Raw genomic sequence first — 22732 nt, 5'->3', positions numbered from 1 at the left:
TCAAGCCCTGATCCGGTGCCGGCAGATCCGGCCGACCTCGTCCGTCATGACGAACCACGCCTCCTCGAGCTGATCGGAACCCTGGTCGCGGTCCCCGGCGATGGCTACGACATTCATGACAGCCTGTCGGGGCTTCTCGCTCGTGAGCCGAAGCGCCAGGAGATACAGTCGCCGCCGTACGCGGCTGTCGTCCTGGCCGAGGATTTCTGACAGGGCCGCCGGGGAGTCGAAGAGGTCCAGAATCTGTTCCGCGATGGCCCGCTGGGAATCGCGTTCACGGTCACGTCTGCCGATGTGCTCCGTCACGATCGGTGCGGCAAGCCCGAACAGGGCGCCAATGAAGGCGGCGGCAAGGGTGACGATTTGATCTGCCAGGAGCCCTCCCTCGTCCCAGATTGCCCAAACTACGTGAGGTAGCCCTCACGGACCGCCTGGGCGATCATTTCCTTGTTGATCTCGGCGAGCGCTCCCAAAGGCTGCTCCACGCGCTGCAGCCTCTTGAGGACCTTGCGTGAATCGACACCGTGGTGCTTCCAAGAGGATTCCTCAGGATTGAGGAAGTTCAACAGTATTGGCAGGAACGCGTCAATCCCCTTGACGAAACGAGCCTCGGGCGTGGCTTGCGCCTCGTATTCCTCCCAGAGGTCGGCCAGCAGCGCGGCCGTGGGCTGCGGGAAGGTCGCCCGGATGTGGGCGATGGCCCCCTCCTCGCGCGACTGCTGACCGTCCACATCGGCGCCAAAGGCGAACGTGTCTCCAACGAAAGCCTCGACGACATCGTGAACGCACGCCAGAAGGACCGCTCGAGCGATGTCGAAATCCTCCGGGGAGTGCTCCGATAGGAGGATGACGCCAAGCGCGATGTGCCACGAGTGCTCGGCGACACGTTCTCTGCGCGAACCGGCAGACAGCGGATTCTGGCGCTCGACGTTCTTCAGAGCCTCCAGTTGCAACAGAAGATCCACCTGCGGGGGAAGGTTGTTGATGATCTTCAGCCTGCTCGCGTCATCGTTGATCACTCGAAGCCCTTTCCAAACACTCGAGGTAACTTGCCGGGATCCGCCTTCACAGCGAACCGGGGCGGTTTCACCGACGCATCGCGCCAGCGTTGTCGTGGCTGTTGGGGAGCGTACTGTCCTCACCAGCCAACACAAGGTCGCTGTTTGGCGTCAAGCCTCAAGACGAGTCCGGACAGATGGAAAATCTTCCCGCACCCCAGCCCTTGCCTTATACCGTCTGGTGAAGCGGAAACGGCCAGCCGTACGCGGTCGGCTCGCCGACATTTCGGCAACTGCCCCGAAGTTCGCTCGGCATTGCTCGCCCGCCCGCCTGCGGCGAGACTCCGGCGAACATTGTTCGACCACCGCGGATCAAGACGCCAGGCTGGAAGGAGTCAGCAGGGAGGACCTGCGACAGGCGGCGGAGATCGCGCTCGCCGGTTTCACCGCCGCGTCCGGGGCGCGGCTGCCCGACCAAGCCACCGACCCGGCCTGAGCGCTCAGCGTTCGAGCAGCCGCTCCACCCCGTCGAGCAGCCGTTGCAGGCCGAATTCGAAGAGGCTCTCGACGTTGAGATCTACCGCTGTCCGACTGAGTCGGGCCAGATGCGGAAACTCGCCCGCCGCGAGCAATCCACCGAACACGTCGGCCTGGGCCGTCATCCACTCGTCGTCGGTCAGGCCGGTGTCCTGCTCCGCCTCGGCCTCCCGCTCCAGGTTCACGGCGGTGCCACGCACGTGGTTGGCCAGGACGACCACCAGGTGGAGCTTGGTGTGCTGGTCCAGCCCGTGCCGGGCGAGGGCGCGCAGCGCCCACTCGGTGTGCGCGACTGCGTGTGGTGCCATCAGTGGGCGGGTCAGCGAGATGACCTGGGCCAGCCAGGGATGCCGCCGGTAGATCGACCACTGAAGCCGGCTGAGCAACTCCAGTTGGGCTCGCCACCCGGGCGGGAACGTGCGCGGTAACCGGTGCGCGGCGAACGCCGCGTCCGCCATCAGCACGAGAAGCTGCTCCTTGCCCCGGACCTGCCGGTACAGCGACGTGGTGGGGACGTCCAACGCCATCGCGATGCGCCGCATGCCCAGCGCCGGCAACCCCTCGGCGTCGGCGATCTTCATGGCGGTCCGCACCAGCTGGTCGCGGGTCAGCCCCTGAGCCGGAAGGCGTCGACCGCCGGTCGGCGCGCCCCGACTCGGCGCGGTCGGCTCCGCGCCGGTCACCACCATGCCCACACCCGGCACCGCCCGCACCAGGCTCTCCTGCCGCAGCGCGGTGAGCGCGCGGCTGGCGGTCGCCATGGCGACGCCCCACTCCCGGACGATCTGCCGGGTGGACGGCACCCGATCGCCGGGGCCCAGCTCGCCCGCCATGATGCGCCGTCGCAACTCCCCGACGATGCGCAGGTAAGGGGGAGTGCCCTCGTCGATCTCCGCCACGGTCGCCTCCCGCCAGCTTCGCGGTGACCGTAGCGCACTAGAGCACCGACAGGTGCCCCGTCGATGGTCGCGCGCTTCCTGCCGCCGCGTACTAGAGCTCCCTGGCCGGGTGGTTGTCAGCTCGACATGCTCAGCGCAGCCCGGTGCGTACGCCGTACCGGCACCGACAGATGGGGAGAGTCATGACCAGCATCCCGTACCCCCGATGGGTCGTCACGTTGGGCGCTGTCGTCCTCGCCGGCCCGGCGATGGCCGTCGGTCCGGCCGCGGCCGGCGACGACCGCCGGGGCGCTACCGTCGTCCGGACCGACCAGGGCGCGGTGCGGGGGACCGTCGCGGCCGACCACCGTTCGTTCCAGGGCATTCCGTACGCAAGTCCGCCGCTGGGCGGGCTGCGTTGGGCGCCGCCGGAGCCCGGTCCGACGTGGACCGGAGTACGCGACGCGACCCGGCCGGGTGCCGTCTGCGCGCAACTGCAAGGGCTGCCGATGGACACACCCTCGGAGTCCGAGGACTGCCTCTACCTGAATGTCACCACCCCGCGCTCCTCGGCACGAACGCCTCGACCGGTCATGGTCTGGTTGCACGGCGGGGACTTCCGGTTCGGCAGCGCCGACGGGTACGGCGGGCAGCAGCTTGCGGCCGGTGGTGACGTCATCGTCGTCACGGTGAACTACCGGCTCGGCGCGCTCGGTTTCCTGGCGCATCCGGCGCTGGCCGGTCGGGACGGGATCACCGGCAACTTCGGGTTGCAGGATCAGCAGGCCGCACTGCGCTGGGTACGACGCAACGCGGCAGCCTTCGGCGGTGACCCGGGCAACGTCACACTATTCGGCCAGTCCGCCGGGGCGACAAGCGTCTGCGCTCAGCTCGCCGCGCCGCGCTCCGCTGGCCTGTTCCACCGCGCGATCATCCAGAGCAACTCGTGTGCCAACCCGGTCCAGACCCGGGCCGAGGCGATCGCGGCGGCCGAGGAGTTCGCTCGGAGGATCGGCTGCACCGACACGGCTGTGGTCGCCACCTGCCTGCGCGAACGTACCCCCGCCCGGCTGGTCGAGACGGTCGGCTATCCCGGAGCGGGTGTCGACCTCGGCCCGGTGGTCGACGGCCACACGTTGCCGGTGGACCCGGCCGATGCGCTGACCACCGGGAGGCTGCATCGGGTGCCGGTGTTGACCGGGATGAACCGGGACGAGTCCCGGCTCGTGGTGTGGGGGATGGAACGGGTCGGGCTCAACTGCCCGGCGCCCTCGTCGCAACCACTGCCGACGCCCTCGCGGCCGCAGCTGTCGTCCGAGCCCGAGCTGTCGTTCGAGCCCGAGCCGTCGTTCGACCCCGAGTCGTCGTCCGAGCCCGAGTCGTGTCCGCTCACCGATGACCAGTACCGCGACCAGGTGCGGGCCATGTTCGGTGACCACGCGGAGGAGGTGCTGGCCCGCTACCCGCGCGACCCGGGGCAACCCGCCAGCGTGACGTTGGGCGCGGTGCTGACCGATCACGACTACGCCGAGCCGATCTACTCCGCCTCGCTGGCATTCGCGCGGCGGGTGCCGACCTTCGGGTACGAGTTCGCCGACGAGGACGCGCCGTTCTTCACCGAAGGACCCGAACCGACGTTCGCCACCGGGGCGTACCACTGCGCTGAGCTGCCGTACCTCTTCACTGTCGACTATGCCGAGGCGCTCACTCCGACCCAGCGGCGGCTCTCCGACGAGATGGTCCGCACCTGGAGCGACTTCGCCCGCACCGGTCGGGCGGGCTGGCCTCGGCTGCGCCCTGACGCCCCGTACGTGCGGGTGTTCGCCGGTGGGGGCGGATCGGGCAGGACGGATTTCGCGGCGGCGCACTCGTACGACTTCTGGTCAGCACGGGCCCGCACCCTCGTCGAAGAGGCGGCGGGCCCAGTCCGCGTACCCGGCGATGGTTTTCCGGACCGTGCGCCCGTCGTGCAGGAACAGGTACGCACGGTCGCCGCTGCGGGCGAGTAGCCCGTCGAGGCGGTGTGTCCCCTGTGGAGCGCGAAGTCGGCTGACCTCTGGATAGCGGTTCCAGACCTGGGCGACCGGCGAGCCCGCCGTTATGCCCTCCGGTGTCCGCATCGGTTCGCCGACCCAGAGCAGCACGAGTTTGTCCTCCATGAAGACCGGGCTGACCGTGTCGTGGCCGGCGAGCACCGGCCCGCAGGCATCCAGGCTGGTGCGCAGGATGCCGCGCCGGGTCAGCTCGTCTTCGGTGGCGCCGAACTCGATGTTCCGCAGGCCGTTCAGGTCGATGATCTCCACGCTGCCGGCGGGTCGGCCCTCCGGGATCGGCCCGGTTGGCGGTACGCCGCTGCCAGCGATCGAGGCGGCCGTCATCAGCATGGCTATAAACGCAAATTGTCGCAATTTCATGGAATCCCCCAGTCCCCAACGGAACGGGAGCGCTCAGGTTGCTGCCGATGGCCGGATTACTGGTTTTCCCACTGTTCGACCAGCTCGTCCCAGTAGTCGGCACTGAGTCGACGCCGCCCGTGGGCCAGCCAGCCGTCGGTGTTCCGCTCCAGGTGCAACCCCAGTTCGGCGAACGGGTCGATCCACGTGCCGGGCTCGACACCCAGTCGGGTCAGTGCCCCGTTGATCGGCCACTGTTCGCGCGGCGCGTCCAACTCGTCGTCGAAGCTCGGCCCCCAGGACAGCGCCCCGCCCAACCACACCGCCGCCGACTGGTAGCCCACGCCACCACCGAACTCCGCCTCCAGGTAGGCCACCGGCCCCGACTGTGACCAGCGGGTCAGCACCTCGACCAACGCCGTCGACAACACCAGGCCGAACGGTCGTGCGACGCTCCGGTCGTCCGTCGCGAAATCCGGCAGAGACCCGGTCAACTCGATCACCAACTGCGGGGTGACCGGCAGCAACGCGAAGTCCTGGCGCAGCTCGCCGAGGACCGCGTGATCCAGCTCGGCGGTCTGCTCGCGGAGCAGCTCAGCGTCCGCGACCACCGCGCTGAGCTGGTAACCCATCGAGCCCTCCGCCGTCCACAGCCTGTGGATAGAACATGTGTACGACGGATCCCGGGCCCGTCGGCTCCCGGACCGTACCCGTCGTCCGCGCCCGCCCCTCCAGCCCACTACCCGTTCGTCTCATTTCGGCAACCTAACCGCCCGCCTATGGTGTCGAGGCGCGCCTATCGAAACGGGGTCTATATGCGGCGAAGCGCAGCTTTTCTCATTCTTCCCACAGTTCTGGCCAGCCTGGTACTCAGCGCCCCCGCGAAGGCGGCGGAAGGGGTCCGGACCATCACCCGCGACGGCGTCGTTCTTCAACACCACAAGGTGTCCTGGATGAAGACGCCGACCCATTTTCGGGGCGCGGGTGTCGGCCGCTCCGACTTCGACGGCGACGGTGTCGACGACATCGCGGCCACCGGCGACCCGTCCGATTACACAGTGCCGAAGGAGCCCGCCGGCGTGGTCAACGTGCGCTACTCCTCGGCCCCGAAGGTTGACTACCTCATGGGCGTCCTGGGGGAAGGCGGCGGCTGCGTCTGTTTCGGCTTGGCGCTCGTGACGGGGGACTTCAACGGCGACCGTTTCGACGACCTGGCAATCGGCAACCCTGACGAGCCGGATCCCAAGAACAAGACCCACGCCGGCGGAGTCTGGGTCATTCCGGGTAGTGGCACTGGCCTGGCTGTGGACTCGGCAATCCACTTCAACCAGGATTCGCCGGGTGTTCCGGACAGTCCAGAGGACCTCGACCGATTCGGTGCTGCACTCGCGGCCGGTGACATCAACGGGGACGGCCGCGACGACCTCGCCATCGGTGCCTTCGGAGAGGCGATTGGAAGCAAGGCGACCGCCGGCGCGGTCACCGTCCTCTTCGGCGGGTCGGCCGGCCTCACAGGCACTGGGGCGCAGCACCTGCAGCAGGACCTGGCTGCGGTGCCCGGCGCGGCTGAGAGCAACGACCAGTTCGGCTACACGCTCGCGATCGGAAAGGTCGACAACAACAAGTACCACGACCTGGTCATCGGCACTCCTCGGGAGAACGACGGCGTGAGCTGGGACGGCAGTGGCATGGTCACCCTGATGTGGGGTTCGCCGAGCGGCGTGTCCTTGACCGGCGCCACCTCGGTCACGGGTTCGGTGGTGCAGACGAACGATGGGACCGACACCGTCGCGTGGTACCTGGGCGACGCACTAGCGGTTGGCGACGTGAACGGCGACGGGTTGGGCGAGGTGATCGCCGGAGCCCCCGGCGCCCAGACCCCGCACATCAATGGCGGCCTCGTCGCGGCTTTCACCGGCCGGGCCAGCGGCCTGTCCGGCAGCGGGGTGCAGATCATCACGCAGCGCACCGCCGGCGTACCGGGAGATCCTGGGAATGACGAATACTTCGGCGGTGCGCTCGCGGTCGGCGACGTGACTGGCGACGGCAGGGCGGACGTGCTCGTCGGTGCGCCCGGCGACCAAATCGGTTCCCGGACCGCGGCCGGCAGCGTCACCCTGCTCAAGGGGTCCGCCACCGGGCTGACGGGGGCCGGTGCCCAGGCGTTCGACCAAAACCACTCGGCCGTCCCGGACGGGTCCGAGAACGGCGACAAGTTCGGCTCCACCGTCGCCCTGCTGAACCTTGACCGCACCGGCGGGCTCGACGCCGTCGTGGCGTCGCCCGGGGAAGAGGTCAGCGGTGACCAGGGCGGGTACCCGTCCGGAGTGATCAATCCGTTCTACGGTTCGGCCAGCGGGCTCGTACCGCAGAACAAGACGTGGAGTGGCCGGTCCGAGCGGGCGGAGATCATCGGGCTCCAGCGTTACGGTCTCCGGATCGCCGGGCCGCAGAGCGGCGGCGGGTTGTTCTGAGCTGTGCACAGCAACGCCCGGTCGGTCTGTCATGGGCCGGCCGGGCGTTCGCGCGAGTCCCGGCCGTGAGCGTGCCGCCCGCCGACGGTCGACCGGCCCGCCCGCGACGCTCGACCGGCCTGTCGGCGACGGTCGAACCCGGCGGACAGGCGGTTGCACCGGCCCCTACCGGTACGACGGTGCCCGCCCATCAAGCCTTCCGGCATCAAGCCCCCAGATCTTGGACAGTTTCCGTTCCGCCGCCCGAACGGAAACTGTCCAAGATCTCGACGAAGTTGAGGGGGTGGGCCGCATCCGGGCCGTCAGGGCCGGGTAGCGGTCGGAACTGCGACGGTCGTCGAGGCCGTTCAGGCCCGCCGGGCGAAGTCGGTGACGAACGCGCGCCAGGCCGCTGGCGCGAAGGCGAGCGCCGGGCCGGTCGGGTCCTTCGAATCCCGTACGCCGATGACGCCGGGCAGGTTGTCGGCGACCTCGACGCAGGCGCCGCCGTTGCCGCTGCTGCGGCTGCTCTTGCGCCACCGGGCGCCGTTCAGCTCCATGACTCCGCCACCTCCTGGATGAGTTCGACCGACTGCGTGTGGGACAACGCCTCCCCGCGCACGTTCTCCCATGCCGCCATCATGGCGGCGATGTCCTCGGGGTCGCTAGCGACTTGTCCCTGAAGTTGGTTGTCGAGGTAGCCGGCGACCCGGTGGTCGTGGCTGTGCGCGATCACGAACGGCCCGTTGAGGCCGGCATAGGCGCCGACCGTGCTGGGCACGACGTGCACCCGGATGTGCGGCTCGACGCACGCCGCCGCCACGGCCAACAGTTGCTCGCGCATCGTCGACCGGCCGCCCACCGGGCGGCGGATGACCGCCTCGTCGACGACCGCCGTGAACTGCGGCGGGTCGTCGCGCTTGAGCACGCCCTGCCGGCCGAGCCGGACCGTGAGATGCCGCTCGATCTCACCCCGGGGGATCAGGCCCGCGCCGCCCAGCACCGCGCGGGCGTACGCCTCGGTCTGGAGCAACCCCGGCAGCACGGTCGACTCGAACCAGCGAAGCGACACCGCTTCGCGCTCGATCTCCTGCCACGGACGGAACCAGATGGGGTCACGACGTCGTGAAGTGTCCGGCCAGATGTCCGACACGTCCTTGTGGAGTGCCTCGGCGGCCGCCAGTCGGTGCCGCGGATGCGGGATGCGGTCCTCCGTCAACCAACGCCCTACGGTCTTCGGGTCGACGCCGACGGTCTCGGCGAGGGATTCGGTGGTGTGCCCGGTGTCGCTGAGCGCCACCCGAAGCGCGTCGTTCACGACTCCTCCATCAGATGTCCTGAATATCTGACGACCATATCGCTACGCGGTGTATCTGTCTCGTGACTCACCCGAGGGTGGTCCACAGAAGACGGCGCGACCGGTGGAGGCGCAGGAGCCCGGCGGCCGGCGTCAGTCCGGGGGTCGCCCCAACGGGGGCGGCCCCCGTCCACCACGAAGGAGGTCGGCCCGTGCCCCGCCGCCGCTACCGGAACCACCTGCCGACCCGACCCACCTGGCGCTGTGCCGCGTGCGGCATCGCCTGGCCCTGCTCGGCGGCGAAGCTGCGGCTGCTCGGCGAATACCGGCACGACCGGCTCGCGTTGACGGTCTACCTGGCGACGCTGCAAACGGAGGCCGGTGAACACCTCACCGACGTCGAGCCGGCTCGACTGACCGACCGCTTCCTCTCCTGGGCCCGCGCCCGCGCCTGATCGAGCGTCAGGCGAGGGCGCTTGGTCGAGCGTGAGGGGCCCGCGCTTGGTCGAGCGTCAGGGGCGCCAGATCGCCACCTCGATGTCGCTTCGTCGTTCGGCGAAGCTGCCGTTCCGTGCCGCGGCGGTCACGAGTCGGCGCAGGTCCGCCTCGAAGGCCGGGAGCCGGTCGGCGAACAGGTGTGGTGCCGCACTGGAGAGCGAGAACACCGCCGAGACGATCTCGTCCACCGAGCGCTGCACCACCATCCCCTGTTCGACGGTGATCCGGGTGGGGCCGGTGAAGCCGGCCGCGCGCATGATCTCCCCCTCACCGGACGGGGTGCCCGTCGGCAGCGACCCCTGCCCGGCCCGGCGGACCGGCCCCAGGTAGCTCGCCACCAGCTCGTCGATCCGCTGCCAGGGCGGTCGGGGGTACGGCAACGGGTCGTCGCCGGTCACACCCTGATGCGTAATGGCGCCGACGTGGACCCAGGCCCCGTCGGGCGTGAGCATGTCGCGGACACGACCAACCACGAGCGGTCGATCCATCCAGTGGAACGACTGGGCGAAGGTGACCACCCGGAACGTACCCAGGTCGGCCGGCAGGGCCTCGGCGCGCAGGTGCCGCCACTCGACGTTGCTGGCCCCGACCTCGTCGGCTCTGCGCTGAGCCTCGACGAGCATGTCCCGGTCCGCGTCGACGCCTACCGCCGCCTCGAACAGGGGCGCGAGCAGCAGCGTCACCGATCCGGGGCCGCAGCCGACATCAAGGAGACGGCCGGTGCCGTCGAGGCCGAGTGCGGCCCCGATCGCCTCGGCGAGGCTGGGCGGATAGGGCATCCGGCCGACGGTGTAGTGGCTGGAGCTGCCCGCGTACAAGGTCTCGTCCCACTCCCACATCGCGTCGGTCACGCCGTCGATGACACCACAGGGCAGGGCGTGCGGGCAGTCACCGACTCGCAGGTGGACAATCGTGCGGGCCCTCACATGTTAATCTCGCTCAGCTAAGCATGATCACCTTGAGCGACCGAGGGGACACATGACGGCCGAGGTTCCACACGCTGATGGGCTGCTGAACCCGGGCGGCGCCATGGATCGGCTCGCCGAGTGGAAGGGTCGCCTGGACCAGTTGGCGACCGCCACCGACGTGATGAGCGAGCGCATCCAGGAACTGCGGGTAACGGCCGCCGACGGCAACGGGTTGGTCGAGGTCACCGTCGACTCCGTGGGTGCGCTGGTCGATCTGACATTGGGTCAGCGAGTGCAACGGGTCGCCCCCGATGTCGTGGCCCGGACGATCATGACCACGATCGCCGTAGCCAAACGACAACTGGCCGACCGCGCTCAGGAGATCATCGGCGACACCCTCGGCACCGATTCGCCCGCCGCGCGAGCGATCGCCGAACGCGTCGGGCAGCAGTTGCGCGATGCCGAGCCCTCGGTTGGCGGCCCGGACGAGCCGCACGGCCGGTGGTAAGTCGGTGAGCGGCGGGTTCGAGGTCGACGCCGAACAGAACCGCCAGCACGCCCGCAACATCGAGGCGCTGCGCGCCCGCTTCGACGCGGTCAAGAACGCCAGCTCGAACATCACCCAGGACGACGCCGCGTACGGGCTGTTGTGCGGGTGGATCTCCGGGATTCTGGAGGGCCGGCACACCCGGCAGGACGAGCTGATCGCCTACGCCGAGGAGAACCTGTCCCTGGTCGTGAAGGGGTTGGGCACCACCGCCGACAACTACGCGAACGCCGACGTGGACTCCGACAACACGATCGAGGATGTTCGGCTGCCAGTTCGAGGGCGCGAAGGGTGCCGTCGTCGGCCCGGTCCTCGTCGACGAGGAAGCGACCCGGTCCCTCGGCGGCGCCGAGCTGGAGGCGTGGTTCTCGGCGCAGGGCGCGGAACACGTCCAGGTGGTGGGCTGACGCCACAGCACAGACGATTCAGGGCCGGTCCCGTCGGGGCCGGCCCTGTCGTTGGTGCTGCTCAGGCGAGCGGAGGATACGAGATTCGAACTCGTGAGGGTGTAAACCCAACACGCTTTCCAAGCGTGCGCCCTAGGCCTCTAGGCGAATCCTCCGCGAGCCAGGATACAGGCCCGTGTCGGCCGGGCCACCCCACCACCCCCTGAAGATCGACGGGCGGTCGGGTAGGCTTGGCGTCACCTCCCGTGCGGCGGTATCTCGTGAACCTCCCCAGGGCCGGAAGGCAGCAAGGATAAGCGAGCTCTGCCGGGTGCACGGGAGGCCTTTTTGTCTGTGGGCCGGTTGATCCACTCGGCATCCGTGATGTCGCGGTGTCCCGGCCACCCGGACACAGCGGTTTCCAGGAAGTCGAGTCGATCAAGCCCGGCGGTCCGGGAAGTCGAGTCGATCAGGCCCGGCGGCCGGAAAGCCGAGTCGATCAAGCCCGAAGGCCCAGGCGCCCCGGGGTGGTGGGTGGTCACCCGCGCCCGACCGGCGCAGAATGGCTCGGTCGAGAGGAGGCGGGACGAGTGACGCTGGCGCTCTACCGCAAGTACCGGCCGCGCACCTTCGCCGAGATGATCGGCCAGGAGCAGGTCACCGAGCCGCTGTCGCAGGCGCTGCGCAGTGGGCGGCTCAACCACGCCTACCTCTTCTCCGGGCCGCGCGGCTGCGGCAAGACCTCCAGCGCCCGCATCCTGGCCCGCTCGCTCAACTGTGAGCAGGGCCCCACCCCTGAGCCGTGCGGCAAGTGTGAGTCCTGCCGCTCGCTGACCACCGACGGCGCCGGCTCGATCGACGTCATCGAGATCGACGCGGCCAGCCACGGTGGTGTCGACGACGCCCGCGAGCTGCGCGAGAAGGCGTTCTTCGCGCCGGCCCGCAGCCGCTTCAAGATCTACATCATCGACGAGGCGCACATGGTCTCGACCCAGGGCTTCAACGCCCTGCTCAAGCTGGTCGAGGAGCCTCCGGAGTACGTCAAGTTCATCTTCGCCACCACCGAGCCGGAGAAGGTCCTCGGCACGATCAGGTCGCGGACCCACCACTACCCGTTCCGGCTGTACCCGCCGAAGGTGGTCCGGCCGTACCTGGAGCAGCTCACCCAGGCCGAGGGCGTCGCCGTCGAGCCGGCGGTCTTCCCGCTGGTGGTGCGCGCCGGTGGGGGCAGCATGCGGGACAGCCTCTCGGTGCTCGACCAACTCATCGCCGGTGCCGGCCCGGAGGGCGTCACCTACGCCCGGGCCGCCGCCCTGCTCGGCGTCACCGACGCCGCGCTGATCGACGAGATGTGCGACGCGTTGGCCGCCGGGGACGGCGCCGCCGCGTACGCCACCGTCGACCGGGTCGCCGAGGCCGGGCACGACCCGCGCCGGTTCGCCTCCGACCTGCTGGAACGGCTGCGCGACCTGATCGTGATCCAGCAGGTGCCGGACGCCGCCGCGAAGGGCCTGATCGACGGCCCGGCCGACCAGATCGAGCGGATGGCCGCCCAGGCTTCGCAACTCGGCCCGGCCACGCTCTCCCGTTGCGCCGACATCGTGCACGACGGCCTGGTGGAGATGCGCGGCACCACAGCGCCCCGCCTGCTGCTGGAGCTGATCTGCGCCCGGATGCTGCTGCCCGGCGTGGACGACTCCACCGGCGGCCTCCTCCAGCGCCTGGAGCGGATGGAACGTCGGCTCACCCTGGGCGGCACCGACACGCCGTCAGCCGCCGCCGGCTCCGCGCCGACCAACCACCCAGGGGTACGCCCACAGCCAGCCACCCCGGTCCCGGCTGCCGCCACCCCGGCACCCGTGAACGCCCCGACCTCCGCACCGCCGTGGGCGGTCGACCCGGCGGTGTCCCCGGCCCAGGGCGCCGCTGCCTCGGGCGCTCCCGCCCCGGCTGCTTCGGCCACCGGGGCACCTGCCTCGCCCGCTCCGACCTCCGGTGCACCGGCCTCGTACGTCTCGGCGGCCGACTCGCCGATCCCGGCGTCCCCCGGTGCGTCGACCGCCCCCGTCGACCAGGCCGTACCCGTCTCGCCCGCCGGGCCGGCCCCGCGCCGCGTGGTGCCACCGTCGGCGGTGTTGCCCGACCCGGCCACGCCCGCGCCGCCCCGACCGGGCGCGCCGGCCGCCGCGCTGGACGCGGTCGCGGTCCGCCGCGTCTGGCCCGACGTGGTCGGCAAGGTCAACCGGACCAACAAGCGGATCGCCGCTCTGATGCGCGATGCTGTGGTCCGCGAACTCGACGGCGACATGCTGGTGCTGACGGTGAAGTCCACAGTGCTGGCCAAGATGATGGCCGACCACGCGGCGGTGCTCACCGACGCGCTCTACGAGGAGTTGGGCGGGCGCTGGCAGATCCGGTGCGAGGTGGCCGGCGAGCGCGGTGGCGTGTCGCTGTCCGGCTCAGCCCGCTCGCAACCCGCCGCACCGGCCCGACCCGCCACCCCGCCGGCCACGCCGTCCGCCGCGACCCCGACGGCCGCCGGCCCGACGAGTGCGCCGCCAGCCGCGCCTGGCTCGCACCCCGCGCCAGGCGCGAGCCCCGTGCCAGGCGCGAGCCCCGTGCCAGGCGCGAACGCCGCGTCGGGCTCAAACGCCGCGTCGGGCTCAAACGCCGCGTCGGGCTCAAACGCCGCGTCGGGCTCAAACGCCGCGTCGGGCTCAAACGCCGCGCCGGGCTTCAGCGCAGCGTCAGGCGCGAACCCCGCGTCAGGCTCGAACGTCGTTCCTGGCTCCAACGCAGCGCCAAGTGCGAACGCCGCGCCAAGTGCGAACGCCGCCGGACCGGGGACTGTGGCATCCAACGCCCCGACCGCCGCTGCCAGGCCGACCAACGCCCCGCCCACCGCGGTGAACCCGACCGGCGCTGCCGGCCCGGCTTCGCATGGCGGTGGCGGCGCGGGTTCCGGTGGTCACGGTGCCGGTCGGCAGGGTGCAACGTCGTCCGCTCCGGCGGCGGACGACGAGGGCGACTGGCCGGAGGCTGCCCGCCCCGGCGGCGGTGCCCCGGCCACCGAGGCGACGGATGACGAGGACTGGCCGGAGGCCGCCCGACCCGGCGGCGCGTCGGCCGGAAACGACTCGTCCGCAGCGGCGTCGACCGGCACGAATGGCGGCGGCCCGAATGGCGGCGGCCCCAACGGCGGCGGCACGAACGGCAGCGGCTCCAACGGCGGTAACCCCAACGGCGGTGGCGCGAGCGGCACCGGGCCGGGCGGTTCGGGCGGTCCCGGGGCGGCGGCCGGTGGCGGTAAGCCGGGCGGGCGGGGTAACCCGACACCGGCGGCCCGGCAGCCGGCGACAGCCGGTGGTGCACCGGTGAGCAGTGCCATCGCCGCGGCTCGCGCGGCGGCGGCGGGGCGCGGTGCGCGTACCGGAGCGGCAGCCCGGCCTGTCGCGGACGCCGAATGGGCCGGCGAGCCGCCCTACGACCCGGACTTCGACGGCCCGGCGCGGGCCGGCCGGCCCGGCGGTGCGGCGGCGGCCCCGGCCTTTGAGGGGTTCGACCCGGGCGACGAGCCGTTGGACGAGATCATCGACGAGAAGACCGCGCGGGAGTCCAGCGAGGAGCAGGCGGTACGGCTGCTCCGGGAGACCTTCGGCGCCGAGAAGATCAACGAGGTCGACGCCCGCTAACAGCCCCGCCCGGCACCGTCGATCATGGAGTTGTGGTGGGTGGCAAATCCCCCATCGCTGGTCTATTCAGGCACCACAACTCCATGATCGACGCGGGCGGGGGCGGGGGTGCGGGCGGGGGCGGGGGCTTCGGCCAGCAGGACACCCAGGGCGCAGGCCCAGAGTGGGAAGGGTAGGACGGCTACCCGTTCCATGCCGCCGACGCCGATCCCTGGGCCCTGCTGGGCGAAGAACAGCACCGTCCCGACCAGCGCGATGAGCCCGGCGGTGAGGGTGAGCCGTCGCCACCGACCGAGCGTCGTGCTGTGTGGTGCGAATCCGGCGAGGAGCAGGCCGATGTTGCCCAACCCCATGATCAGGAATGCGCCGAGGACGTGCAGGTTCTCGTCGACGTCGGCCGGGTAGACGGCCGCCAGGGCGTAGCCGCCGGCGGCCAGCAGCAGCAGTGTCTGGGCCGAGCGCACCACCGGGCCGCGGCCGAGGATCTGCCAGGTCAGCAGGAGCCCGACGACGAGCAGTACGGCGGTGGCCAGTGTCGCGGTGTTCATCAGTGGGTGCCACGGTGAGCAGACGTAGCGGGGGCGGGTGGTGTCCCAGATCCCGCAGTGGGCGTTGCCGAGGTCGCTGATGTTGTGGGTGGCCCAGCTGTAGGTCGGCTTGCGCCACCGCAGCCCGGTGATCAGGCTGGCGACGAGGAAGATGGGCGCGGCCGCGAGCCAGCACAGCGCGCCGACCCGGCCGGTGCGGTTGAGGTTCATGCCACGAGCAGACCAGTGCGACGGCTCCCTGCGCACTACCCCCAGATGGCCGGTTCGGGGTAGTGGTAGCCGTACCCGGAAGGTTCGGCGTGGGCGGACGCACCGGGCGGGGCGAGGTCGGTCCCAGCGGATAGGCTGGTCGGCGGTCGAGCAGACGAGTGCGAGAAGGAGCCATCCCGTGCGCCCAGGTGGACAGCCGAACATGCAGCAGATGCTGAAGCAGGCGCAGAAGATGCAGCAGCAGATCGCCGCCGCCCAGGCCGAGCTGGCCGAGGCCGAGCTGACCGGCACCGCCGGTGGTGGGCTGGTCACCGCGACCGTCTCCGGCTCCGGCGAGCTCAAGGCCATCAAGATCGACCCGAAGGCCGTCGACCCGGACGACGTGGAGACGCTTGAGGACCTGGTCGTCGCGGCTGTGCACAACGCCGCCGAGGCGGCCCGGGAGCTGACCGAGCGCAAGATGGGCCCGGTCGCCGGCGGCATGGGCGGCCTCGGCCTGCCCGGTTTCTGAGCCGGCAGATGTACGAAGGTGCCATCCAGGATCTGATCGACGAGCTGGGGCGGCTGCCGGGCGTGGGCCCGAAGAGCGCTCAGCGGATCGCGTTCCACGTCCTCTCGGCTGATCCGGCCGACGTCAACCGGCTGGCCGGCGCGCTGCGCAAGGTCAAGGAGCTGGTGCGGTTCTGCACGACCTGTTACAACGTGGCCGAGTCCGAGCAGTGCCGGATCTGCCGCGACCCGCGCCGCACCGACGAGGTGCTGTGCGTGGTGGAGGAGCCCAAGGACGTGGTGGCCATCGAGCGGACGGGTGAGTTCCGCGGTCGCTACCACGTGCTGGGTGGCGCGATCAATCCGCTGGAGGGGATCGGTCCGGACAATCTGCGCATCCGGGAGCTGATGATCCGGCTCGGTGGTGGCGGGGTGCGGGAGTTGATCCTGGCCACGGATCCGAACACCGAGGGCGAGGCGACCGCCACCTACCTGGCGTTGATGGTGAAGCCGATGGGCATCTCGGTGACCCGGCTGGCCAGTGGGCTGCCGGTCGGCGGCGACCTGGAGTATGCCGACGAGATCACCCTGGGCCGAGCCTTCGAGGGTCGCCGGGCCGTCTGAGGCCGTACTTGCGAGGGTGGTGCCGTCGGCGACGGTGCCACCCTCCGCGGCATCCGGCCGTACACGGATCGATGTGTCGCCCCATGCATCCGCCGTGCCGTGGACTGTCAGACCCCCGCGGAAGGTGTCGGCTTGGTAGCGATTGCCTCCCGGCCGTTTCCCTTCACGTGTGACATGTCATAGCCTCCCGCACACGGACCGAGCCACAACTCGGGTGGTCATGCGCATGACAGAGGTGAGAGATGCAGGCGAGAAGGCTTAAAACGGCTGTGGCCATCGCGGCCGTTGCCGCTCTGGCGGTCGGCGCGGCCGGCTGCGCGGAGAGCGAGCGCGACGGGGACAGTGGCGAGGCCAAGACTGGCGGCACCTTCATCTTCGCGGGTGCCGGTGACCCGAAGAACTTCGATCCCATCTTCAACGATGACGGTGAGTCGTTCCGGCCGGTCCGGCAGATGTTCGACACCCTGGTGAGCCACAAGCCGGGCACCGCTGAGCTTCAGGGCGGCCTGGCTGAGAGCTGGGAGCACGACCCGGCCGGCAAGGTCTGGACGTTCAAGCTCCGCCAGGGCGTGAAGTTCCACGACGGTACGCCGTTCAACGCCGCCGCGGTCTGCTTCAACTTCGACCGCTGGTACAACATGAAGGGCGCTGCCGCCCAGTCCCAGATGATCTACTACATGGACGTCTTCGGGGGCTTCGCCAAGAACGAGAACGAGGCCGCCGGCAAGCCGGTCTACAACAAGTGTGAGGCGCAGGGCGACGGCACCGCGGTCGTCACGCTGAACCAGTACAAGGGCGCCTTCCCGGGTGCGTTCGCGCTGACCTCGCTCTCGATCGCGAGCCCGGAGGCGCTGAAGAAGTACGACGCCAACACGGTGAAGCAGAACGGCGACTCGTTCGAGTACAGCGCCTTCGCCACCACCAACCCGGTCGGCACCGGCCCGTTCACCTTCGGTGGCTGGGACAAGGCCAAGAACGAGATCACCCTGAACCGGAACCCGGACTACTACGGCGAAAAGGCCAAGGTAGACAAGATGATCATCAAGATCATCAAGGACGAGAGCACCCGCAAGCAGGAGCTTCGTGCCGGCACCGTCCAGGGCATCGACTTCCCGGCCCCGGCCGACCGCAAGGCGCTGGAGGGTGAGGGCTTCCAGGTCATCAACCGCCCGGCGTTCAACATCCTCTACCTCGGCCTGAACCAGAAGAACCCGAAGCTGAAGGACCTGCGGGTGCGCCAGGCGATCGCCTACGCGCTCAACCGTCAGCAGCTGGTGCAGACCAAGGGCCCGGGTGGCGCGAAGGTCGCCGACGAGTTCCTGCCGGACACCGTGCTCGGCTACGCCCCGGACGTGCAGAAGTACGAGTACAACCCGGAGAAGGCCAAGCAGCTCCTCAAGGAGGCTGGCGCCGAGGGTCTGACGCTCAACTTCTACTACCCGCCGGACGTCTCCCGGCCGTACATGCCGAACCCGCAGGAGATCTTCACCGTCCTCGCCAACGACCTGCAGGCCGTGGGCATCAAGGTCAACGGTGTGCCGCGCCCGTGGAACGGTGGCTTCAAGGACGACGTGCAGCAGTTCGGCAAGCACGACCTGCACATCCTCGGCTGGACCGGTGACTACAACGACCCGGGCAACTTCGTCGGCACGTTCTTCGGCCGGGCCAAGGCCGAGTTCGGCGACCAGTCGATGACCGAGATGTTCGACGCCATCACCAAGGCCGACGGCACCGTCGATGACGCGGGCAAGAAGGCAGCCTGGGAGCAGGTCAACCGGGACATCGCCGCCAAGTGGCTGCCGGCCGTGCCGGTCTGGCACGCCCCGCCGGCCATCGTCGTCACCAAGGATGTCAAGGGCCTGGTGGCCAGCCCGCTGACCGACGAGCGATTCAACACGGTCAGCATCAGCAAGTGACGTCCCTCGGCTGAGGCCGTAGGCGTGATCGGCCCGGGTCCGGGGTTCCTCCCGGCCCGGGCCGATCCGCGATCTTTGAGAGTCTGGTGTGTGAGAGATGTTGCGAGTCATAGTCCGCCGCCTGTTGCAGCTGGTGGTGACCCTCATAGCGCTGTCGGCGTTGATCTTCGTCTGGCTGCGGAACCTGCCCGGCGGTCCGGTCGAGGCGCTGCTCGGCGAGCGGGCCACGCCCGAGCGTCGCGTGTTGCTGACCAAGGCGCTCGGCTACGACCAGCCGATCCTGGTGCAGTACGGCAAGTTCATGCAGCGGGTGGTGACCGGCGACTTCGGCAACTCGATCCGGACCGGTGACCCGGTCACCGAGGTGATCGCCCGCGCCTTCCCGGCCACCATCGAGCTGGCCATCGCCGCGATGATCATCGCCGTCGGCCTCGGTGTGCCGCTCGGCTACCTCGCCGCCCGCTGGCGCGGACGGTGGCCGGACAACCTCACCATCGCCGGCACCCTGCTCGGCATCTCCATCCCGATCTTCTTCCTGGGCTATCTGCTCAAGGACGTCTTCACCCAGAACATCCACTGGTTCCCGCCGTCCGGGCGGCTCACCACCGGACTGGAGAACACGAACGTCACCGGATTCTTCGTGCTCGACGGCCTGTTGACCCGGGAGTTCGACGCCAGCGCGGACGCACTGTGGCACCTGATCCTGCCGGCGATCACGCTCGCCACCATTCCGCTGGCGGTGATCGTGCGGATTACCCGGGCCAGCGTGCTCGACGTCCTGAACGAGGACTACGTACGGACCGCCGAGGCCAAGGGTCTGCGACACCGTACGATCCGCGGGCGGCACATCCTGCGCAACGCGCTCCTGCCCGTGGTCACGACCATCGGCCTGCAGACCGGTGCGCTGCTCTCCGGCGCGGTGCTCACCGAGAAGGTCTACAACTGGGGCGGCATCGGCACGCTGATCACCGACTCGATCAGTGGCGGCCGGGACTACCCGGTGCTCCAGGCGATCATCCTGCTGGCCGCGCTGGTCTTCGTGGTGGTCAACCTGCTGGTCGACCTCTCCTACGCCTTCATCGACCCGAGGGTGCGTGTGCGATGAGTGACCCGATCACCCAGGCCGGCACGCCGGCTCCCCGCCCCGGGGACGACAAGCCACGTCCCGGCATGAGCGAGCGCAGCATCGGCCTGCTCGGCGACCGCAAGAGGGCACGGCTCGACCAACTGGCCCAGGCGAGTGCCGCCGACCGGGGCGGGATCAGCCTCGTCCGCGACGCCCTGCGCCGGCTGCGGCGTAACCCGGTGGCCATCGTCGGGGGCGTCATCGTGGGGCTGTTCGTCCTGGTGGCGATCTTCGCTCCGCTGATCGCACCGCACGACCCGGTGCAGCGCTTCGACGAGCTGACCAAGGGCCTCACCGTGGACACCATCCCGGGGGCCAGCAGTGGGTTCCCGTTCGGCTCCGATCCCCTCGGCCGGGACTTCCTGTCCCGGATGATCTACGGGGCCCGGCAGACGCTCTTCGTGGGCGTGCTCGCCACCCTCATCGGTCTCGTGCTCGGCGTGCTGATCGGCGCGATCGCCGGCGCCTTCGGCGGCTGGGTCGACGTGGTGCTGATGCGCCTCACCGACGTGATGCTGGCCCTGCCGAGCCTGCTGCTCGCGATCACCCTGGTCGCGATGGCGAGCCGGTCGAGCCAGTGGACTGTCATCTTCGCGGTGGCCATCGTGAGTGTGCCGATCTTCGCCCGGCTGCTGCGCGGCTCGATGCTGGCCCAGCGGGAGAGCGATCACGTGCTCGCCGCCCGCGCGCTCGGCGTCAAGGAGCACAACATCGTGCTGCGGCACATGCTGCCCAACTCGCTGACCGCGGTGATCGTGCAGGCCACCCTGACGTTCGCGGTGGCCATCCTGGACGCCGCGGCGCTCTCCTTCCTGGGTCTCGGCGACCCGGACATCAACCGGGCCGAGTGGGGTCTGATGCTCGGCGTCGACGGTCAGCGCTACTTCGAGGTCCGCCCGGAGTTGGCGTACTACCCCGCGCTCGCGATCATCGTGGTCGCGCTCGGCTTCACCCTGCTGGGTGAGGCGATGCGCGAGGCGATCGACCCGAAGAACCGGCGGTGACCACCGTGCGCGCAACCAGCACGATTGGCGTCCGCCTTCGGCGAGCGCGGGGAGTGAGCTTGCGAGGCCCGCAGTCGCGAGCGAAGAACCACAGCAGTGAGGAAGTGACCCGATGAGCCTGCTCGACGTCCGTGACCTGAGCGTCGTGTTCCAGCGGCGAGGCGAACGACCGTTCACCGCCGTCGACAAGGTCAGTTTCACAGTGGAGCCCGGGCAGACCGTCGGCCTGGTCGGGGAGTCTGGCTGCGGCAAGAGCGTGACCAGCCTGGCCATCATGGGCCTGCTGCCCAAGCGGGGTAACAAGGTCACCGGGGAGGTGCTCTTCGACGGCACCGACCTGCTCAAGCTGCGGCCGGACGACATGCGCGACCGGCGTGGCCGGGAGATCAGCATGATCTTCCAGGACCCGCTCTCCTCGCTGAATCCGGTCATCCCGATCGGCATCCAGGTCGCCGAGGTGTTGGAGCGTCACCAGGGCCGCGACCGCAAGCAGGCGCTGCGAGAGTCGCGGGACCTGCTCGACGCGGTCGGTATCCCCGATCCACAGCGGCGACTCAGCGAGTACCCGCATCAGATCTCCGGTGGAATGCGCCAGCGCGCACTGATCGCCATCGCGCTGGCCTGCAAGCCTCGGCTGCTGATCGCCGACGAGCCGACCACGGCGCTCGACGTGACCATCCAGGCGCAGATCCTCACCCTGCTCAAGCAGTTGGTCGACGACACCGGCACCGCGCTGGTCATGATCACGCACGATCTGGGCGTGGTGGCCGGGCTGTGCGACACCGTGAACGTGCTCTACGGCGGCAAGGTCGTCGAACGGGCGCGACGGCACGAGCTGTTCGCGCACGCCCGGCACCCGTACACGCACGGGCTGCTCAACTCGGTGCCCCGGCTCGACTCACCGCGCGGTGAGCGGCTGCACGCGATCCGTGGGTCGGTTGGCGACAACATCCCGTGGGTCGAGGGGTGTGCCTTCGCGCCGCGGTGCGACAACGTCGTGGACGCGTGCCTGGAAGGGCCTCCGCCGCTCGAACCCACCGCCAGCGGTGGTGACCTCCGCTGCAACAACCCCGTCTCCGAGGAGGTGGCGGTCCGATGACCGAAGAGACCACTCCGCTGCTCGAGCTGCGCGACGTCAAGGTCCACTTTCCGATCAAGAGCGGCCTGCTCTTCGACCGGACCGTCGGATATGTCTACGCCGTGGACGGCGTGTCGCTGAGCATCCGCAAGGGTGAGACCTACGGCCTGGTCGGTGAGTCGGGCTGCGGCAAGTCGACGCTGGGCCGTGGCCTGCTGCGGCTCGTCGAGCCCACCGATGGCGAGATCGTCTTTGACGGCATCGACGTGCGCGGTCTCAAGGGCGAGGCGATGCGGAAGGCCCGCCGCCGAATGCAGATGATCTTCCAGGATCCGCTCTCCAGCCTCGACCCCCGACAGTCCGTCGAGTCCCTGCTGGTGGAGGGCCTCAAGGCGCACGGGTTGGCCGGCGACAAGGCGGAGACGAACCGGCGACTGCGCGAGACGCTGGAGGCGGTCGGCCTGCCGGCGTCAGCCCTCAGCAAGTACCCGCACGAGTTCTCCGGCGGCCAACGCCAGCGGATCGGCATTGCGCGGGCACTGGTGCTCAACCCGGACCTGATCGTCGCCGATGAGCCGGTCTCCGCGCTGGACGTGTCGATCCAGGCCCAGGTGCTCAACCTGCTCGAGGATCTGCAGAACGAGCGCGGCCTGACGTATTTGATCATCGCGCACGATCTGGCGGTGGTCCGGCACATCGCCGACACGGTGGGCGTGATGTACCTGGGCGGGTTGGTGGAGGAGGCGTCCAGCGACGACCTCTACCGCGAGCCGATGCACCCCTACACCCGGGCGCTCATGTCCGCGGTGCCGGTACCCGACCCGGTGGTGGAGGACCGTCGAGAGCGGATCCTTCTTGCGGGCGACCTGCCCTCGCCGACCAACCCGCCGTCGGGCTGCCGGTTCCACACCCGGTGCCCGTGGGCGCAGCCGACCCGGTGCGCCGACGAGCGGCCGGAACTGCGTGACGTGGTCGGCGGGCATCGGGTGGCCTGCCACTTCGCCGAGGACATAGCGGCCGGCCGGATCCGGCCACACGAGGTCGAGGTGGAGTTGGTGCGCCCGACCGACGGCACCGGCCCGGTCGACCCGCCGGGCGAGCTGATCCCGACTCCGTGACGCCGCCAGGGGCCGTTCGGTACCGGACGGCC

At 69.8% G+C, this 22732-nt stretch carries 21 protein-coding genes, 1 tRNA gene, 1 other RNA gene and 1 pseudogene; 14 read left to right on the top strand and 10 right to left on the bottom strand.

The features are described 5' to 3' along the window. The 3 genes from ABZU74_RS08160 to ABZU74_RS08150 form a co-directional block, all read right to left on the bottom strand. Complete coding sequence (locus ABZU74_RS08160) at positions 1 to 306, bottom strand: hypothetical protein (RefSeq protein ID WP_355419705.1); 306 nt, start codon at positions 304 to 306, stop codon at positions 1 to 3. A 98-nt stretch (positions 307 to 404) separates the two neighbouring features. Next, positions 405 to 1019: an HD domain-containing protein gene (locus ABZU74_RS08155; RefSeq protein ID WP_355419703.1), complete on the bottom strand. Its 615-nt coding sequence runs from the start codon at positions 1017 to 1019 to the stop codon at positions 405 to 407. Between the two features lie 479 nt (positions 1020 to 1498). Then, positions 1499 to 2434, bottom strand: a complete 936-nt coding sequence (locus ABZU74_RS08150) for a TetR/AcrR family transcriptional regulator C-terminal domain-containing protein (protein WP_355419701.1) — start codon at positions 2432 to 2434, stop codon at positions 1499 to 1501. 170 nt (positions 2435 to 2604) lie between these two features. Between ABZU74_RS08150 and ABZU74_RS08145 the strand changes: the two are divergent. Beyond that, a pseudogene (locus ABZU74_RS08145) lies at positions 2605 to 4176 on the top strand (carboxylesterase family protein); the annotation flags it as partial. 120 nt (positions 4177 to 4296) lie between these two features. On the opposite strand, the gene ABZU74_RS08140 reads toward ABZU74_RS08145, so the two are convergent. Together ABZU74_RS08140 and ABZU74_RS08135 are read right to left on the bottom strand one after the other, a co-directional pair. Continuing rightward, the gene (locus ABZU74_RS08140) at positions 4297 to 4791 is read right to left on the bottom strand and encodes a hypothetical protein (protein WP_355419699.1); all 495 of its coding nucleotides are present in this window, start codon (positions 4789 to 4791) and stop codon (positions 4297 to 4299) included. Positions 4792 to 4883: 92 nt separating this feature from the next. Beyond that, complete coding sequence (locus ABZU74_RS08135; protein ID WP_355419697.1) at positions 4884 to 5438, bottom strand: hypothetical protein; 555 nt, start codon at positions 5436 to 5438, stop codon at positions 4884 to 4886. Between the two features lie 24 nt (positions 5439 to 5462). On the opposite strand from ABZU74_RS08135, the gene ABZU74_RS08130 reads away from it, so the two are divergent. Beyond that, positions 5463 to 7280, top strand: a complete 1818-nt coding sequence (locus ABZU74_RS08130) for a hypothetical protein (RefSeq protein ID WP_355419695.1) — start codon at positions 5463 to 5465, stop codon at positions 7278 to 7280. A 347-nt stretch (positions 7281 to 7627) separates the two neighbouring features. On the opposite strand, the gene ABZU74_RS08125 is transcribed toward ABZU74_RS08130, so the two are convergent. Both ABZU74_RS08125 and ABZU74_RS08120 read right to left on the bottom strand, forming a co-directional pair. Then, complete coding sequence (locus ABZU74_RS08125; RefSeq protein ID WP_355419693.1) at positions 7628 to 7819, bottom strand: DUF397 domain-containing protein; 192 nt, start codon at positions 7817 to 7819, stop codon at positions 7628 to 7630. Continuing rightward, positions 7810 to 8577 (bottom strand): helix-turn-helix transcriptional regulator, encoded by a 768-nt coding sequence (locus tag ABZU74_RS08120; protein ID WP_355419691.1) that lies wholly within the window; start codon positions 8575 to 8577, stop codon positions 7810 to 7812. The genes ABZU74_RS08125 and ABZU74_RS08120 overlap by 10 nt, the downstream gene beginning before the upstream one ends. A 191-nt stretch (positions 8578 to 8768) precedes the next feature. Here ABZU74_RS08120 and ABZU74_RS08115 point away from each other — a divergent pair, with 191 nt between their 5' ends. Further along, the gene (locus tag ABZU74_RS08115; protein WP_355419689.1) at positions 8769 to 9011 is read left to right on the top strand and encodes a flavin reductase; all 243 of its coding nucleotides are present in this window, start codon (positions 8769 to 8771) and stop codon (positions 9009 to 9011) included. 57 nt (positions 9012 to 9068) lie between these two features. On the opposite strand, the gene ABZU74_RS08110 is transcribed toward ABZU74_RS08115, so the two are convergent. Continuing rightward, positions 9069 to 9905: a class I SAM-dependent methyltransferase gene (locus ABZU74_RS08110; RefSeq protein ID WP_355419687.1), complete on the bottom strand. Its 837-nt coding sequence runs from the start codon at positions 9903 to 9905 to the stop codon at positions 9069 to 9071. Between the two features lie 217 nt (positions 9906 to 10122). On the opposite strand from ABZU74_RS08110, the gene ABZU74_RS08105 reads away from it, so the two are divergent. Together ABZU74_RS08105 and ABZU74_RS08100 are read left to right on the top strand one after the other, a co-directional pair. Beyond that, positions 10123 to 10470 carry a YbaB/EbfC family nucleoid-associated protein gene (locus tag ABZU74_RS08105; protein WP_355419685.1) on the top strand — a complete coding sequence of 116 codons (348 nt, stop codon included), beginning with the start codon at positions 10123 to 10125 and terminating at the stop codon, positions 10468 to 10470. Between the two features lie 299 nt (positions 10471 to 10769). Then, complete coding sequence (locus ABZU74_RS08100; RefSeq protein WP_355419683.1) at positions 10770 to 10916, top strand: hypothetical protein; 147 nt, start codon at positions 10770 to 10772, stop codon at positions 10914 to 10916. A 70-nt stretch (positions 10917 to 10986) separates the two neighbouring features. Here ABZU74_RS08100 and ABZU74_RS08095 read toward each other — a convergent pair. Beyond that, positions 10987 to 11071: transfer RNA gene (locus tag ABZU74_RS08095), tRNA-Ser, on the bottom strand. Between the two features lie 82 nt (positions 11072 to 11153). On the opposite strand from ABZU74_RS08095, the gene ffs reads away from it, so the two are divergent. Next, positions 11154 to 11243, top strand: an RNA gene (ffs, locus tag ABZU74_RS08090) — signal recognition particle sRNA small type. 242 nt (positions 11244 to 11485) lie between these two features. Then, positions 11486 to 14587 carry a DNA polymerase III subunit gamma and tau gene (locus tag ABZU74_RS08085; RefSeq protein ID WP_355419681.1) on the top strand — a complete coding sequence of 1034 codons (3102 nt, stop codon included), beginning with the start codon at positions 11486 to 11488 and terminating at the stop codon, positions 14585 to 14587. Positions 14588 to 14649: 62 nt separating this feature from the next. Here the strand turns inward: ABZU74_RS08085 and ABZU74_RS08080 are convergent, their stop codons facing one another. Continuing rightward, positions 14650 to 15345: a DUF998 domain-containing protein gene (locus tag ABZU74_RS08080; RefSeq protein ID WP_355419679.1), complete on the bottom strand. Its 696-nt coding sequence runs from the start codon at positions 15343 to 15345 to the stop codon at positions 14650 to 14652. A gap of 202 nt (positions 15346 to 15547) precedes the next feature. Between ABZU74_RS08080 and ABZU74_RS08075 the strand changes: the two genes are divergently transcribed. The 7 genes from ABZU74_RS08075 to ABZU74_RS08045 all read left to right on the top strand — a co-directional run bounded on the left by ABZU74_RS08075 (position 15548) and on the right by ABZU74_RS08045 (position 22700). Then, positions 15548 to 15856, top strand: coding sequence for a YbaB/EbfC family nucleoid-associated protein (locus tag ABZU74_RS08075; protein ID WP_007466279.1), 309 nt, complete (start codon positions 15548 to 15550; stop codon positions 15854 to 15856). 8 nt (positions 15857 to 15864) lie between these two features. Beyond that, positions 15865 to 16458, top strand: a complete 594-nt coding sequence (gene recR, locus ABZU74_RS08070) for a recombination mediator RecR (protein ID WP_030328135.1) — start codon at positions 15865 to 15867, stop codon at positions 16456 to 16458. A 242-nt stretch (positions 16459 to 16700) separates the two neighbouring features. Then, complete coding sequence (locus ABZU74_RS08065) at positions 16701 to 18374, top strand: ABC transporter substrate-binding protein (RefSeq protein WP_355419677.1); 1674 nt, start codon at positions 16701 to 16703, stop codon at positions 18372 to 18374. Between the two features lie 97 nt (positions 18375 to 18471). After that, the gene (locus ABZU74_RS08060) at positions 18472 to 19479 is read left to right on the top strand and encodes an ABC transporter permease (RefSeq protein ID WP_355419675.1); all 1008 of its coding nucleotides are present in this window, start codon (positions 18472 to 18474) and stop codon (positions 19477 to 19479) included. Positions 19480 to 19544: 65 nt separating this feature from the next. After that, positions 19545 to 20504, top strand: coding sequence for an ABC transporter permease (locus ABZU74_RS08055; RefSeq protein WP_355419769.1), 960 nt, complete (start codon positions 19545 to 19547; stop codon positions 20502 to 20504). A gap of 112 nt (positions 20505 to 20616) precedes the next feature. Beyond that, complete coding sequence (locus tag ABZU74_RS08050; protein ID WP_355419673.1) at positions 20617 to 21603, top strand: ABC transporter ATP-binding protein; 987 nt, start codon at positions 20617 to 20619, stop codon at positions 21601 to 21603. After that, entirely contained in the window at positions 21600 to 22700 is a 1101-nt protein-coding gene (locus ABZU74_RS08045) for an oligopeptide/dipeptide ABC transporter ATP-binding protein (protein ID WP_355419671.1), read from the top strand. The genes ABZU74_RS08050 and ABZU74_RS08045 overlap by 4 nt, the downstream gene beginning before the upstream one ends. Positions 22701 to 22732: the final 32 nt, after the last annotated feature.

The sequence above is a fragment of the Micromonospora sp. NPDC005171 genome, from assembly GCF_040608575.1.
In the GTDB taxonomy this organism is placed as follows: Bacteria; Actinomycetota; Actinomycetes; order Mycobacteriales; family Micromonosporaceae; genus Micromonospora.
The sequence above is the reverse complement of the archived record's forward strand: the minus strand, read 5'-3'. Positions and strand labels throughout refer to the sequence as shown.

What these genes read in the sequence shown, in the direction of transcription:
- ABZU74_RS08140 (WP_355419699.1), bottom strand. Translation starts at nt 4,791, where the DNA reads ATGACGGCCGCCTCGATCGCTGGCAGCGGCGTACCGCCAACCGGGCCG.
- ABZU74_RS08135 (WP_355419697.1), bottom strand. Translation starts at nt 5,438, where the DNA reads ATGGGTTACCAGCTCAGCGCGGTGGTCGCGGACGCTGAGCTGCTCCGC.
- ABZU74_RS08125 (WP_355419693.1), bottom strand. Translation starts at nt 7,819, where the DNA reads ATGGAGCTGAACGGCGCCCGGTGGCGCAAGAGCAGCCGCAGCAGCGGC.
- ABZU74_RS08100 (WP_355419683.1), top strand. Translation starts at nt 10,770, where the DNA reads ATGTTCGGCTGCCAGTTCGAGGGCGCGAAGGGTGCCGTCGTCGGCCCG.
- ABZU74_RS08080 (WP_355419679.1), bottom strand. Translation starts at nt 15,345, where the DNA reads ATGAACCTCAACCGCACCGGCCGGGTCGGCGCGCTGTGCTGGCTCGCG.
- ABZU74_RS08075 (WP_007466279.1), top strand. Translation starts at nt 15,548, where the DNA reads ATGCAGCAGATGCTGAAGCAGGCGCAGAAGATGCAGCAGCAGATCGCC.
- recR (WP_030328135.1), top strand. Translation starts at nt 15,865, where the DNA reads ATGTACGAAGGTGCCATCCAGGATCTGATCGACGAGCTGGGGCGGCTG.
- ABZU74_RS08065 (WP_355419677.1), top strand. Translation starts at nt 16,701, where the DNA reads ATGCAGGCGAGAAGGCTTAAAACGGCTGTGGCCATCGCGGCCGTTGCC.
- ABZU74_RS08060 (WP_355419675.1), top strand. Translation starts at nt 18,472, where the DNA reads ATGTTGCGAGTCATAGTCCGCCGCCTGTTGCAGCTGGTGGTGACCCTC.
- ABZU74_RS08055 (WP_355419769.1), top strand. Translation starts at nt 19,545, where the DNA reads ATGAGCGAGCGCAGCATCGGCCTGCTCGGCGACCGCAAGAGGGCACGG.
- ABZU74_RS08050 (WP_355419673.1), top strand. Translation starts at nt 20,617, where the DNA reads ATGAGCCTGCTCGACGTCCGTGACCTGAGCGTCGTGTTCCAGCGGCGA.
- ABZU74_RS08045 (WP_355419671.1), top strand. Translation starts at nt 21,600, where the DNA reads ATGACCGAAGAGACCACTCCGCTGCTCGAGCTGCGCGACGTCAAGGTC.